The organism is Paraburkholderia fynbosensis, from assembly GCF_902859935.1.
Classification (GTDB): Bacteria; Pseudomonadota; Gammaproteobacteria; order Burkholderiales; family Burkholderiaceae; genus Paraburkholderia; species Paraburkholderia fynbosensis.
The window spans coordinates 173965-187004 of the sequence record NZ_CADIKI010000002.1; the positions used below are offsets into that span (position 1 = coordinate 173965).

Below are 13040 nucleotides of genomic sequence, written 5' to 3' on the forward strand. Positions count from 1 at the left end.
CCGGCGTGATGTGCCAAGCCGGAAACCGGGTCATGCGTGAACGGGATATGACTATTGTAAGACCATCAGTCCCCTTGTCCGTGAACTCGCGCGACATGCATAAGGCGCGCGAAGGCAATCGTCTGATCCATTCAGGCGCCAGGTGCATTTATTCATTTGATAAATGAATTTGTTTTTTGGGCCGGTTCGCGCTGCAATCCACGGTTTCGCGTTTTACCCTGTTTTCATGATTTCCCGCGTACCGGACGGCTTTCCTCGCTCCGGATCGCGCTTTCGAGAGTGTTCGACATGACTGGCTTCAACTGGCAAAACCCCTATCCGACGCCGCGTCTGCCTGTATTCGCGCGCAACATCGTTTCGACTTCGCATCCGCTCGCCGCGCAAGCCGGGCTGCGCATGCTGTGGAAAGGCGGCAATGCCGTCGATGCGGCGATCGCGGCGGCCGCCGCCATCACGGTGGTCGAGCCGGTGTCGTGCGGCCTTGGCGGCGACGCGTTCGCTCTGGTGTGGGACGGCAAGAAGCTGCATGGCCTGAACGCGTCGGGCGTCTCGCCGGCGGCGTGGAACGTCGACTACTTCAAGCGCAAATACGGCGCGGAAAACGGTCTCGCGAAGCAGCCCAAGCGCGGCTGGGATGCGGTGACGGTGCCCGGCGTGATCGCGGGCTGGGAAGCGCTGCATCAGAAGTTCGGCACGCTGCCGTTCGCCGACCTGATGGAGCCGGCCATCGAAATCGCCGAGCGCGGCCATGCGGTGGCGAGCATCGTCGCCTACAAGTGGGCAGCGGCCGTGCCGGAACTGAAGGACCTCCCGGGCTTCGCGCAAACCTTCATGCCGCGCGGCCGCGCGCCTGAAGTGAGCGAGCTGGTGCGCTTCCCCGGCCACGCGAAGACGCTGCGCAAGCTCGCCGAGCTTGGCCCGCGCGCGTACTACGAAGGCGAGATCGCCGAGCGGATCGCGGCGTTCGCGCGCGAAGGCGGCGCGGCGCTCACGCTCGACGACCTGCGCAACTACCGCGCGGACTGGGTCGAGCCGATCGGCAAGGACTATCGCGGCTACACCGTGCATGAGATTCCGCCGAACGGCCAGGGCATCGCGGCGCTGATCGCGTTGGGCATCCTCGAAAAATTCGACGTGAAGTCGCTGGCGGTCGACAACGTCGAGTCGCAGCACTTGCAGATCGAAGCGATGAAGCTGGCGTTCGCCGATGTCTACCGCTACGTGGCCGATCCGCGTTCGATGGAAGTCACGCCCGAGCAGATGCTCGACGACGCGTACCTCACGTCGCGCGCGAAGCTGATCGACCACAAGCGCGCGACGCAGTTCGACTTCGGCATGCCGAAGGCCGGCGGCACGATCTACATGTCGGTGGCGGACGAGCGCGGCATGATGGTGAGCTTCATTCAATCGAATTACATGGGCTTCGGCTCGGGCATCGTGGTGCCTGACAGCGGCATCGCGATGCAGAACCGCGGCTGCGGCTTCTCGATGGACCCGAAGTCGCCGAACGTCGTGGAAGGCGGCAAGCGCCCGTTCCACACGATCATCCCGTCGTTCCTCACGCAGCAGGTGAACGGCCAGCAGGAAGCGGTGATGAGCTTCGGCGTGATGGGCGGCGACATGCAGCCGCAAGGCCATCTGCAATCCATCGTGCGGATGCTCGATTACGGTCAGCAACCGCAGGCCGCGTGCGACGCGCCGCGCTGGAAGGTCAACCGCGACTTCACGATCGACATCGAATCCACGCTCGATCCGAAGACCGCCGAGGCGTTGCAGAAGCTGGGCCACACGATCAAGTCGGTCGACGATCCATACATGGACTTCGGTTCGGGCCAGTACATCTGGAAGCTCGACCGGAACGATCCGGAGCGCGGCTACGTGGCGGCAAGCGACAGCCGCCGCGACGGGTTGGCCGCCGGGTTCTGATCCATTCCACGTGATGCGCGGCGCAGCCGGGGAGGCCGCTTCGGGGAGTGCCCCGGCGGCGCCTCGCTGAATCTGGCGAGGCCGCGGGCGGGGCAAATAGCATATCGCCGAATGGCTCCCATCGCAGTCGCGGTGGTCGGCATGCGAGCCACCCGCCGCGCTGCTGCGCGGGAGCGCCGTTATCGAACGACATCGGCCGCCTCGCGCGTCACGCCCATCAGTCACGTTTCAGATACACCCCGCACGCCAGGCATACGGCGTCAAAGCAGGCATTGAACAAGGCAGGAGACATCATGCACACCCACGCGTCGCCATCCACGACAGCTTCCCCTCACGCGTCGTCCGCACCGCTCTCCAAAGCGATGGTGCGGCGGATCGTGTTTTCGTCATCGGTCGGCAATGCGCTCGAATGGTTCGACTTTCTGGTCTACGGCTATTTCGCGACCATCATTGCCAAAGAGTTTTTCCCGATGCAGGACGAGTGGCTCTCGACACTGTTCGCCATCGCCACGTTCGGCATCTCGTTCCTGATGCGTCCGCTGGGCGCGGTCGTGCTGGGCATCTACGGCGACCGCAAGGGGCGCAAGGCGGCGCTCACGCTCGCCATCGCATTGATGATGGTCGGCACCTTCACGATGGCCGTGATGCCCCCATATGCGTCGATCGGCATCGCGGCGCCGTTGCTGATCCTGCTCGCGCGGCTCGTGCAAGGCTTCGCAGTGGGCGGCGAGTTCGGCAGCGCGACGGCCTTCATGGTCGAGCACAGTGCGTCGCGCCGAGGTTATTACGCGAGCTGGCAGTTCGCGAGCCAGGGCCTCGCGGCGATCACCGCCGCTACCTTCGGCTCGCTGCTGACCGCATGGATGTCGCCCGAGCATCTCAGTAGCTGGGGCTGGCGCCTGCCGTTCGTGTTCGGTTTGCTGGTCGGGCCGGTCGGCTTCTACATCCGTTCGCATCTCGACGAAACGCCGGAGTTTCTCGAGTTGCGCAAGGCACGCGAAGCGGCCGGCGAGCGTAAAGACGCGAGCGAAGCGAAGGGCGTATCGTTCGCCAACCAGTGGGTCAACCTCGTGCTCGCGGTCGGCATCGTGGCGCAGTCGACGGTTGGCGTCTACGTGCTGCAACTCTACATGCCGATGTACGCCGTCAAGCAGTTGCACATGTCGGCGGCCGCGTCGTTCGGTGTGGTGGTGCTCAACGGCGGACTGCAGTTCATCTTTTCGCCGGTGATGGGCGCATTGTCCGACCGTATCGGGCGGATTCGCATCATGCTGACTACGTCGATCCTGATGGGCGTGATGATCTACCCGATGTTCGCGTGGCTGCAGTCTCATCCGACGATCGGCTGGCTGATGGCGCTGCAAGCCATCGCGGGCATCTTCAAGGCCGCTTACTCCGGACCGATGCCCTCGCTGATGTCCGAGATCTTCCCGACGCACGTGCGCTCGACCGGTCTCTCGATCGGCTATAGCATCGGCGTGACGATCTTCGGCGGCTTTGCGCCGACGATCGTCGAGACCTTCATTCATTTGACCGGCGACAAGCTCGCGCCAAGTTATTACGTGCTGCTTGCGGCGGTGCTGTCGGGCCTGTCGTTGATCATCGTCGCGCAACGCATGCGCCGCGTGCGTCCGCTCCAAAACGTGCAGCCTGCCTGAGCATCGCGCATCGCAGCGGGGCGGGCGGGGGCGCGGTCGCACGCTGGCTCCGGCGTCTCTGCGGTGACTCACGAGGCTCACAGGCTCCATGCCCTGCCTCAAAGCCAGCTCCTTCGAGCTGGCTTTTTTCGTCTGGCGCCCGACGTTTTCTCGACCGAGCGTTTCGACTATCTCCGAATTGGAACTGAGCCCGTCCGGCATGGTCTGTGCTGGGTTGTCTGCAGAGTTGGTTAACACCGGCTAAGATGCAGACAAGGGGTTAACTCTAATTCAAGCGCTGTGTCCGACATAGCGAACCGTCACGGCGAATGCGGGGCGGTTTCGCGCAGGCAGCACGAGTCGGGACAGCATTCGGAGCAACACATCATGCATACCGAGCCGAACCATGTCATGCCCTGGCGGATCGAGGACATCGACCTGACCCGCATTGATCGGCAGAAGGCCGTCGCTAATGAAGACCTGCTGCTGCTCCTGTGCGCGGCTTCGTTCATTGAAAGCGGAACCGATCTTTACACGAGCAATCTCAGTACTTTTTTCAACGGCGATCCCGAGGTCTCGGCTTGGCTCAACAAGGAATGGGAGCCGGAAGAGATGCAGCATGGCCGCGCGCTCAAAACGTATGTCGCCTATGTGTGGCCCGAATTCGACTGGGACACCGCCTTCCGCAATTTCATGGACGAGTATTCGCTGACCTGTTCGGTCGAAGATTTCGAGAAGACCCGCGCGCTCGAAATGGTCGCGCGCTGTGTGGTGGAGACCGGCACGGCGACGCTGTACCGCGCGATCGGCGAATGTTCGGATGAACCGGTGCTCAAGCAGATCACCGACAACATCCGCACCGACGAAGTCCGTCACTACAAGCATTTTTTCAAGTTCTTCAAGAAGTACAACCGGATCGAAGGCAACGGACGGCTCGCGGTACTCGGCGCGTTGATGCGGCGCGTGATGGAGATCAAGAACGAAGACTCGGAGATCGCGCTGCGTCATGTGTTCGCGATTCGCTATCCGGAGCGCGTGCATGATTCGGCGTATAACCGCGAGCGGGCGGCGCGTATCAATGCGCTGGTGCGGCGCAACCTGTCCGCCGACATGTGCGTGAAGATGTTGCTCAAGCCGCTCAATCTGCCGGCGAAGATTCAGCCGGGCGTGCACTATCCGCTCGCGAAGATCACGCAGCATGTGTTCTTCCGCTGAGTCGCTGGCGAGCCGCGTGTCTTTGGCTTACTGAAACGCAATTACGCAACGACATGCAGAAGAATGGCCCGCTAACGCGGGCCATTGCTTTTTCGAGGCATGATTGAGCCTTGCCCACTTTCAACCGGATCGACAGCATGAGCGATTCCTCCGCACCTGCACGTCCGCTCGAACAGAACGTGTTCGACGAATGGCCCGATGCCGTGCGCGCGTTGTTCGACGGTTCGTCGCTGGCGAGCAAGACAGGATTCACCGCGTCGCTGCTAAGTGTCGATACGAACGGCCACGTGCGCACGTCGTTGCTCGGTGTCGGCGAGTTGTACGCGCCCGATTCGCGCACGCTGTGCATCGCGTTGTGGCCGCAAGCGAGGGCGGCGCGCGCGATCGCGCAAAGCGGACGCGCCGCGCTGAGCTTCGTTTGCGACGCAGCTTTCTATCAGGTGCAGTTGCTTTTCACGCCGCTCGCCGGTGCTGCTGGAGACGACAGCGGGTTGGTCTATCTGATCGGTTCGATCGATACGGCCGAGGCGCAGAGCGTGCGTTATGCGCGCCTGACGAGCGGCATCACGTTCGAACTGGAAGGGCAGGGAAGTACGGTGCTCGACCGTTGGGAACGGCAGGTCGAGCACCTGAAGCAGGCGGCCGCCGCGGCCGGCCGTTAGTCCTCGACTAGCGAGGACCAAGCGGCCAGCCGGGAGCCTTGCAGCTTAACGGCCGCGCTGGCCGCTGCGTGACGGCTGGCCGCCACGCGGTGCGTCGTTGCGCGGCTTCGCGCCGCCCAGCAACGCACCCGGATTGCCGCCTTGCGGCTTGTTGGCGTGCGGCTTGCGCGGCGCATGTTGCGCAGCGCTGCCTTCATGCGCGACCGCGCGCGGCCGGTCGTCATGACGCTGACCGTCGCGACGCGGCTGGCCGCCGTTGCCCGCCGGCTTCGCGCCCTGCGGCTTCGGCTGTTGCTGACCGTTCGCCGGACGCTGGCCCGAACGCTGAGCAGGCTTCGCCGCAGCGGCGCCATCACGCTTCGGCGCGCCTTGACCTTGACGCGGCGAACGACCACCGCCGCCGCCGCCACCTTGGCCGCGGCGCAGGATCGGTTCCGGCTTCGCGGTCGGGTCCGGTTCGAAACCGGCGATCACTTCCTGCGGCACCGGACGCTTGATCAGCTTCTCGATGTCCTTCAGCAGTTGCAATTCATCGACGCACACCAGCGACACCGCTTCGCCCGTCGCGCCCGCGCGACCCGTGCGGCCGATACGATGCACGTAATCTTCCGGCACATTCGGCAGATCGAAGTTGACCACGTGGGGCAACTGGTCGATGTCGATGCCGCGCGCGGCGATGTCGGTCGCGACCAGCACCTGCAGCGTGCCGTCCTTGAACTCGGCGAGCGCGCGGGTCCGGGCCGACTGGCTCTTGTTGCCGTGAATCGCGAGCGCGCTGATGCCGTCCTTGGTCAGTTGTTCGGCGAGGCGGTTCGCGCCGTGCTTCGTGCGCGTGAACACCAGCACCTGAAACCAGTTGTGCTGCTTGATCAGATGCGTGAGCAGCTCGCGCTTCTTGTCGCGGTCCACCGGGTGAATCTTTTGTGCGACCGTTTCCGCCGTCGTATTGCGGCGAGCCACTTCGATCAGCGCCGGCGAGTCGAGCAGGTTGTCGGCGAGGGTCTTGATCTCGTCGGAGAACGTGGCCGAGAACAGCAGGTTCTGACGCTTCGGCGGCAACTTGGCGAGCACGCGCTTGATGTCGTGGATGAAGCCCATGTCGAGCATGCGGTCGGCTTCGTCGAGCACGAGAATCTCGAGATGCGACAGATCGATGGTCTTCTGCTGCATGTGATCGAGCAGGCGGCCCGGCGTCGCGACGACGATGTCCACGCCGCTACGCAACGCGCCGATCTGCGGATTGATGCCGACGCCGCCGAACATCACGGTCGACTTCAGCTTCAGATACTTGCCGTAAGCGCGCACGCTTTCTTCGACCTGCGCGGCCAGCTCACGCGTCGGCGTGAGGATCAGGGCGCGCACCGCGCGCTTGCCCGAGCCGGTGGCGACGGCCGGCATCGAATTCAGACGCTGCAGGATGGGTAGCGTGAAACCGGCGGTCTTGCCGGTGCCGGTCTGCGCGCCGGCCAGCAGGTCGCCGCCGTTGAGCACGGCGGGGATCGCTTGCGTCTGGATGGGAGTCGGCGTGGTATAGCCGAGTTCGTGTACTGCGCGGACCAACGGTTCGGACAAGCCGAGGGAATCAAAAGACATAAATGCTCTTTGCAATGCAGTTTCGCGAACGGCACAAATGGGCTCAAGCAGGCATGAATGCAGCATGAACACGCCAGCATGGCGCGTTCGATGCCCAAGCCCAGTTCCGGTCGCAGAGAAATCGGCGGCACGCTCAAACACGTGCCGAATGCTTCAACGCGCTATGCAGACACGTTGACTGGCCTTAAGTTGCATTTCGTCGCCGTGGGGTGTCACGCGACATAGCGCGCAACACTGACGAATTGACACAGACTGCCCGCCAGTACGAACAGGTGCCAGATACCATGTCCATGCCGGATGCGCTCGTCGTTGATGAAGAAGTAGATGCCGGCGCTGTAGATGATCCCGCCGGCCACGAGCCAGGCGGTACCCGCTGCAGGTAAGGCTTGCAGCAGCGGGTGGACGGCAACGAGCGCGAGCCATCCCATCAAAACATACAGCACCATCGACACGCTGCGGGTGCGTCGCCCGAGCGTCAGTTCCTGCACGATGCCGAGGGCGGCAAGCCCCCAACTCACGCCGAATAACGACCAGCCCCACGGCCCGCGCAAGGTGACAAGCGTGAACGGAGTGTAGCTGCCGGCGATCAGCAGGTAGATCGCCGAATGGTCGCATTTTTGCAGGACCGCTTTGACGCGCGGGTTACGCGCGCTGTGGTAAAGCGTCGAGATAGCATACAGCACGAACAGCATCGCACCGTATACCGCGAAGCTGACCACCTTGTACGCGTCGCCGTCGAGCGCGCCCATCGTGACGAGCGTCACCAGCCCCACCACCGACAGCACGGCGCCGACAAGATGGGTCATGCTGTTCAAACGCTCACCGACATGCACGGCTCTTTCCTCCTGCGCGGTTTCATCAGGGTAAATACCGACATGATACCGGTCCTGCAAAAACGAAGGGCGCGGCCGCGAATTTCGCAGGCCGCGCCCGGGGTGCAACTCAGGCTGCTTAGTCGAGCGGCGCCGAACGCAGATCCGACACTTGCTGCGGCGACACCGCGGTGCCATGGTTGCCCCACGACATACGGATGTACGTCACCACCGCGGCGACTTCCGTGTTCGACAGCGACTGTGCGAACGGCGGCATGCCATACGGATGCGGGTTGGCTTCCGTGCTCGGCGGATAACCACCGTTGAGCACCATGCGGATCGGGTTGACCGCCGACGGCATCTGGATCGACTGATTGTTCGCGAGCGGCGGGAACGACGGCGGCATGCCGAGGCCGTTTTCCGCGTGGCATTTCGCGCAGTTGTCAGCGTAGATCTTCGCGCCTTGCTTCAGCAGTTCGCCGCCGAACTTTTCCGACGTTTCGAGCTGCAGCGGTTCAGGCGCCTCGCTCTTTTGCGGAATCGTCTTCAGGTACGTGGCCATCGCGTTAATGTCTTCGTCCGACATGTACTGCAGGCTGTTGTGAACCACTTCAGCCATCGGACCGAACACCGCGCCGCGATTCGACACGCCGGTCTTCAGCAGATCGGCGATGTCCTTCAGGTCCCAGTCGCCGAGGCCGGCTTCACGGTTCGACGTGAGCGACGGCGCGTACCAGTTCTGCAGCGGGATCAGGCCGCCCGCGAAGGCCGCCGAATTGACCGGGCCGCCCATCGCGTTGATCGAGGTGTGGCACATGCCGCAATGGCCGAGGCCTTCGATCAGGTACGCGCCGCGGTTCCATTCGACCGACTTGGTCGGATCGGGCTTGAACTCGCCTTCACGGAAGAACAGCGTGCGCCAGCCGATCAGCATGTTGCGCTGGTTGAACGGGAATTTCAGTTCGTGCGGACGGCTCGGCACGTTGACCGGCGGGACCGAGCGCAGGAACGCGTAGATCGCGTCCGAGTCGGCGCGCGTGACCTTCGTGTAGCTCGTGAACGGGAAGCCCGGATACAGCAGGCTGCCGTCTTTCGAGCGGCCGGTGTGCATCGCGCGATAGAAGTCGTCCTGGGTCCACTTGCCGATGCCGTACTGGTCGTCCGGCGTGATGTTCGGCGTGAACATCGTGCCGAACGGCGTGGCCATCGGCAGCCCGCCGGCAAACTGCTTGCCGCCGCGCACCGTGTGGCAGGCGATACAGTCGCCGGCGCGGGCGAGGTACTCGCCCTTTTTGATCAGTTCGGCCTGATCGGCGGGCGTGGCCGCCATCGCCGAGCCGTTATGCAGGTTGTCGCCGCCCGACCACAGGACGGGAACGAGTGCGGCAGCCGCAACCACGACGACTGCCGAGAGGGCGAACAAGGACTTGCGTTTCATTTGAGTGTCTCTCCCGGTGCCTTATTGCGGTTCGCTGCCGCAGGCAAGCGGAGTCTTCAACGAGCGGGCCGGAGCCGGCACGGGGTTTTGTGGAGCCTGCTGCGTGGAAAGCCATGCCGCAACGGCGTTCACGTCTTCGTCGCTCAGGCGCGTGGCGATGGTGTGCATGCAATCAGGCGCGATGGCATGACGCGTACCCGAGCGCCATGCGCCAAGTTGCGCGCTGATGTAGTCGGCGTGCAGGCCGACCAGACCGGGGATAGCCGGCTCCATGCCCGTCAAGGCCTTGCCGTGGCAGGCCGCGCAAGCCGGGATCTGCTTGCCTGCGTCGCCGTTCAGCACGAGCTGCTGGCCGCGCGCGAGCGTGGCCGACGACACCGTCGGCTTGGCCGGCGGCGGATACGGCGGGCGCTGCTGCGAAAAGAACGTCGCGATCTTATGAAGGTAGTCGTCCGAAAGATACGTGACGAGGTAATTCATGGGCGGGTACTTGCGACGCCCTTCGCGGAAGTTCTGCAACTGGTTGAACAGATAGTCGGCCGGCTTGCCCGCGAGGCGTGGGAAGTAGTCGTTGTCGGTACCTTGCCCGTGCGAGCCATGGCACGCGGTGCAACCTTGCACGCGCGCTTCCATTGTGTCGGGGGCCTTCGGTTGAGTCTGCGCTTTCGCAGCGCTATAGACACCCGCGGAGCCGATCAGGAGAAGGGCGAGCAACGGGCGGAAAAGGCGTCTAGAAGACACGCGTAACTCCATCAAAATCGGGGACCTGACCGAACTTCGAGCGGCTCGGTGTGAAGGGCAGCCGGCGCTGCGGCGACGCAGCATTCTATCATTGAAGGGTCATGGTGACTATTTGCCACATTAGAGAAGGTTCCTGGTGTAACAGCGATGCGACACTTTGACGCGCAATCCTGCTTCCTGAGGCGTTTTTCGTTTATCTCAATTTAGCTATTCCTGGCTGTTCCGTTTCACCCCCGTTCCACCCCGTTAATGCGGGGGGCGCGCCATGCCATTCGACAAACCAGGTTGAACCGATGCCCGAGCGATCCATCGAAGCGTACACTTCCGGGCTCGCCGGCCGCTGTCCGAGCCAGATGCGCCCGGCTCGACATTCACCGTTTTCCTGTTCATCAGCTATCGGCCTTACATGAAGCTATTCCATTTTTCCCGTCCGACGCTGCGTGCGTTGATGGTCGGCGCCGCGGCGCTGGTTGTGACGTCTGCCGCGTCCGCGCATGCGCATCTGGCGTCGAGCGAGCCAGCGGCGAACACCGACGCCGTCGCGCCCACCGCGGTGACGATCCATTTCACCGAGCCGCTCGAGCCGGCGTTCAGCAGGATCACGCTGGCCGATGCGAGCGGCAAGGCGGCCGCGCAGGCCGCCTCAGAAGTCGACAAGCAGGACGCCAGGGTGATGCGCCTGCCGCTGCCGCCGTTGAGCGCGGGCCGCTATGCGGTGCACTGGATCGCGGTCGCCACCGATGGCCACCGCACCCAAGGCGACTTCGCGTTCAACGTCAAATGAGCGTCGACGGATTGTGGATCGGGCAGGTCGCCATGGCCGCGCTCATGAACGTTGCGTTTGCGTTTGCCGTCGGTTCAGCGTTGCTCAGCGCGTGGCTCGCGAACGACGCCCAACAGAAAATCTCGCCTGCGCGCCCGGCCTGGATGCGCGCGCAACGATCGCTGCTGACCGCGACGGTCGTACTGGTGCTCGCGGACCTCGGCTGGCTGCTGTATCAGGCGGCGTCGATGGCCGGGGTCGCGTTGCCGGCCGCGTTCGGCGTCGTGCCGACCGTGCTGACGCAGACGCATGTCGGCTACGGCTGGAGCGTCGCATTTGCAGGCGCGCTGGTATTGCTCGGCATGGCGATGGCCAGCCATAGGGGCATGCTGCGCAATGCGCTGCTGTGGCTCGCGGTGATCGCGGTCGCGGCGGGCAAGGCGTCGCTCGGGCATGCGGCCGATGCCGGCGTGGCGTCGGCCGCGATCGGCATGCAAACGCTGCACGTGCTCGTCACGAGCGTGTGGGGCGGGCTGGCGATGGCGGCGGGGCTGGCGATCCTGCCGGCCCTCGGCACCTCGACCGCGCGCGGGATGCTGATCCGCACCGCGACCCAGGTGTCGAATGTGTCGGTGGTGGCGGTAGGGTTCGTGCTGCTGTCGGGCATCTTCAATGCCGTGCGCGGCTCCGGCGGCTCGCTCCAGGCGATTCAGTCCAGCACATGGGGTCACGTGCTGACGCTGAAACTCGTGCTCGTCGCCATGGCGCTCGTGCTCGGCGGACTCAACCGTTTCCTCGCGCTGCCGCGCCTGCGCCGCACGGCGTCGACGATGGATGCGCATACGTTCGTCAACGTCCTGTACCTCGAAGCGCTGGCGATGATCGGGGCATTCGTCGCGGCGGCGGCGCTGTCGCATAGCGTGCCGGCGTTCGCGGCATTGGGCTGAGACCGTCGGGCGGTTGAGCAGGGTTGAGTTGAATTGAGCGGGGCGGACGGGCGAAGGGCGTGACGTGGGGTGTTGCGCCAGTTTGTGCGACGCGCGCATGAAATCGCCAACGTCCGGTGCGACCACGCCGCCTAAGGGATTTTGGGGCAATAAGCCTGTGCGCCCCAGACTCGCAAACGGGGCGGCGTCTCAAGACTCTTGCGGTACGCGTCCGTGCGCCCGCCGCCCGCTCGTCCACCTTGCGTCATTCCTGCAACGGAACACCAAAAAAAAAGCGCCGCACTGCAGGAGCGTGCGGCGCAATACACACGGTCGCCTGGCGGTGGCCGGCAATCCGCTACTGCTCCTCAGGCGGCGAGCGCGTCCTGGCTCGCCCGTTCCAGCGTCTCCTCCGGAAACATCTCCTGCTGCAACTCGCCAGCGTCGCTGATCCATTGGCAGATCAGCCAGTTGCCCGGTGCGAACAGCACCGGACCGCTCCAGGTGGCGGTCATCGGGCGTCCGCCAGATCCGGGCTTCAGCACTTCGCCCACGTGATACGCAGGCTTCGCGCGTCTCTTCGCCAGCCGCAGTCGCATGGTGAGCATCCGCTTGATGAAGCCGCTTATTCGAGGCCGAGCCGATGGCCGACGATCGGCGCGCAAAAGAGCGCGATCGCGCAGCCCGCGGCCTTGCCTTCGAGTTCGGCGCCGGCGGCGCGCGCGCCGTACATATGCATCAGCAGATCGAAGAGTTGCGGCAGGCAGTAGACGACGGCGGCGGCAACGAAGCATTTCTCGACCACCGAGATGCGCCAGCCGCGTTCGAACGCCAGCATCGCGCCGAGGATGCGTAGCACGCCGAAGGCGACCAGTGCGCCGACGGCCGCCTGTTCGCGGATCAGATAGTCAGGAAGGAATTCGCCCATGATGTGCCCCGATGCGTGCGTTGTTTGCAAGCATTTCAGCAAGGCGCGGGCCATGCGTATGTCCGGTGCCGTACAAATGGCTTGAAAGCCTTGATGGATAAGGCTTTTCGAGAAATGAAGCCGGGCGGGTAGCGGTCCCTGAAACGCGTGTCTCAGCGTACGCGGTCCAGGATGTTACGTTACTGCGAAGGCCTGTGCGTCACGTCGCCGTAACATGCGGGCGGGCGGTCGTAACGAGGCTTTGGCGGTTAGGTCGATGTTGCCCAGACGAGCAAAGAGAACGATGCGCAGACCATGCCGAGCGCATTCGCGAGCGTTGACGCGAGCCTGGCATCGCAGACCGGCAGCAGCTCGCCGATCAAAGCGAACATGCCGCCCGCAGGCGGCATGTCTTGAGAC

General features: G+C 64.0%; 13 protein-coding genes. 6 read left to right on the top strand and 7 right to left on the bottom strand.

The features are described 5' to 3' along the window. The first annotated feature begins 288 nt into the window (after positions 1–288). The 4 genes from HV770_RS03780 to HV770_RS03795 all read left to right on the top strand — a co-directional run bounded on the left by HV770_RS03780 (position 289) and on the right by HV770_RS03795 (position 5440). A complete protein-coding gene (locus HV770_RS03780) occupies positions 289–1926 on the top strand; it encodes a gamma-glutamyltransferase family protein (RefSeq protein ID WP_175158160.1) in 1638 nt (545 codons plus the stop codon). A gap of 293 nt (positions 1927–2219) precedes the next feature. Then, positions 2220–3584, top strand: a complete 1365-nt coding sequence (locus HV770_RS03785) for an MFS transporter (protein WP_175158161.1) — start codon at positions 2220–2222, stop codon at positions 3582–3584. 366 nt (positions 3585–3950) lie between these two features. Continuing rightward, on the top strand, positions 3951–4778 hold the full coding sequence (locus tag HV770_RS03790; protein ID WP_175158162.1) for a ferritin-like domain-containing protein: 828 nt from the start codon (positions 3951–3953) through the stop codon (positions 4776–4778). A gap of 137 nt (positions 4779–4915) precedes the next feature. Further along, positions 4916–5440: a hypothetical protein gene (locus tag HV770_RS03795; RefSeq protein ID WP_175158163.1), complete on the top strand. Its 525-nt coding sequence runs from the start codon at positions 4916–4918 to the stop codon at positions 5438–5440. A gap of 45 nt (positions 5441–5485) precedes the next feature. Here HV770_RS03795 and HV770_RS03800 read toward each other — a convergent pair whose 3' ends face one another. The 4 genes from HV770_RS03800 to HV770_RS03815 form a co-directional block, all read right to left on the bottom strand. Beyond that, positions 5486–7033, bottom strand: coding sequence for a DEAD/DEAH box helicase (locus HV770_RS03800; RefSeq protein WP_175158164.1), 1548 nt, complete (start codon positions 7031–7033; stop codon positions 5486–5488). Positions 7034–7245: 212 nt separating this feature from the next. Continuing rightward, positions 7246–7866 carry a PAQR family membrane homeostasis protein TrhA gene (gene trhA, locus HV770_RS03805; RefSeq protein WP_175158165.1) on the bottom strand — a complete coding sequence of 207 codons (621 nt, stop codon included), beginning with the start codon at positions 7864–7866 and terminating at the stop codon, positions 7246–7248. A 118-nt stretch (positions 7867–7984) separates the two neighbouring features. Next, positions 7985–9283, bottom strand: a complete 1299-nt coding sequence (locus HV770_RS03810; RefSeq protein ID WP_175158166.1) for a c-type cytochrome — start codon at positions 9281–9283, stop codon at positions 7985–7987. 21 nt (positions 9284–9304) lie between these two features. Continuing rightward, entirely contained in the window at positions 9305–10036 is a 732-nt protein-coding gene (locus HV770_RS03815) for a c-type cytochrome (protein WP_175158167.1), read from the bottom strand. A 394-nt stretch (positions 10037–10430) separates the two neighbouring features. Between HV770_RS03815 and copC the strand changes: the two genes are divergently transcribed. After that, positions 10431–10808, top strand: coding sequence for a copper homeostasis periplasmic binding protein CopC (gene copC / locus HV770_RS03820; protein ID WP_175158168.1), 378 nt, complete (start codon positions 10431–10433; stop codon positions 10806–10808). Next, positions 10805–11734, top strand: coding sequence for a CopD family protein (locus HV770_RS03825; RefSeq protein ID WP_175158169.1), 930 nt, complete (start codon positions 10805–10807; stop codon positions 11732–11734). Before copC ends, HV770_RS03825 begins: the two co-directional genes overlap by 4 nt. 347 nt (positions 11735–12081) lie before the next feature. Here the strand turns inward: HV770_RS03825 and HV770_RS03830 are convergent, their stop codons facing one another. From HV770_RS03830 to HV770_RS03840, 3 genes are all read right to left on the bottom strand, one after another. Continuing rightward, positions 12082–12312 (bottom strand): YodC family protein, encoded by a 231-nt coding sequence (locus tag HV770_RS03830; protein WP_175158170.1) that lies wholly within the window; start codon positions 12310–12312, stop codon positions 12082–12084. Positions 12313–12338: 26 nt separating this feature from the next. Continuing rightward, positions 12339–12641, bottom strand: coding sequence for a hypothetical protein (locus HV770_RS03835; RefSeq protein WP_175158171.1), 303 nt, complete (start codon positions 12639–12641; stop codon positions 12339–12341). 248 nt (positions 12642–12889) lie between these two features. After that, a complete protein-coding gene (locus HV770_RS03840) occupies positions 12890–13030 on the bottom strand; it encodes a hypothetical protein (protein WP_175158172.1) in 141 nt (46 codons plus the stop codon). Positions 13031–13040 lie beyond the last annotated feature (10 nt).

Coding starts and splice junctions, on each gene's coding strand:
- HV770_RS03835 (WP_175158171.1), bottom strand. CDS start 12,641: ATGGGCGAATTCCTTCCTGACTATCTGATCCGCGAACAGGCGGCCGTC.
- HV770_RS03795 (WP_175158163.1), top strand. CDS start 4,916: ATGAGCGATTCCTCCGCACCTGCACGTCCGCTCGAACAGAACGTGTTC.
- HV770_RS03785 (WP_175158161.1), top strand. CDS start 2,220: ATGCACACCCACGCGTCGCCATCCACGACAGCTTCCCCTCACGCGTCG.
- copC (WP_175158168.1), top strand. CDS start 10,431: ATGAAGCTATTCCATTTTTCCCGTCCGACGCTGCGTGCGTTGATGGTC.
- HV770_RS03815 (WP_175158167.1), bottom strand. CDS start 10,036: ATGGAGTTACGCGTGTCTTCTAGACGCCTTTTCCGCCCGTTGCTCGCC.
- HV770_RS03825 (WP_175158169.1), top strand. CDS start 10,805: ATGAGCGTCGACGGATTGTGGATCGGGCAGGTCGCCATGGCCGCGCTC.
- HV770_RS03790 (WP_175158162.1), top strand. CDS start 3,951: ATGCATACCGAGCCGAACCATGTCATGCCCTGGCGGATCGAGGACATC.
- HV770_RS03840 (WP_175158172.1), bottom strand. CDS start 13,030: ATGCCGCCTGCGGGCGGCATGTTCGCTTTGATCGGCGAGCTGCTGCCG.
- HV770_RS03780 (WP_175158160.1), top strand. CDS start 289: ATGACTGGCTTCAACTGGCAAAACCCCTATCCGACGCCGCGTCTGCCT.
- HV770_RS03800 (WP_175158164.1), bottom strand. CDS start 7,033: ATGTCTTTTGATTCCCTCGGCTTGTCCGAACCGTTGGTCCGCGCAGTA.
- HV770_RS03830 (WP_175158170.1), bottom strand. CDS start 12,312: ATGCGACTGCGGCTGGCGAAGAGACGCGCGAAGCCTGCGTATCACGTG.
- HV770_RS03810 (WP_175158166.1), bottom strand. CDS start 9,283: ATGAAACGCAAGTCCTTGTTCGCCCTCTCGGCAGTCGTCGTGGTTGCG.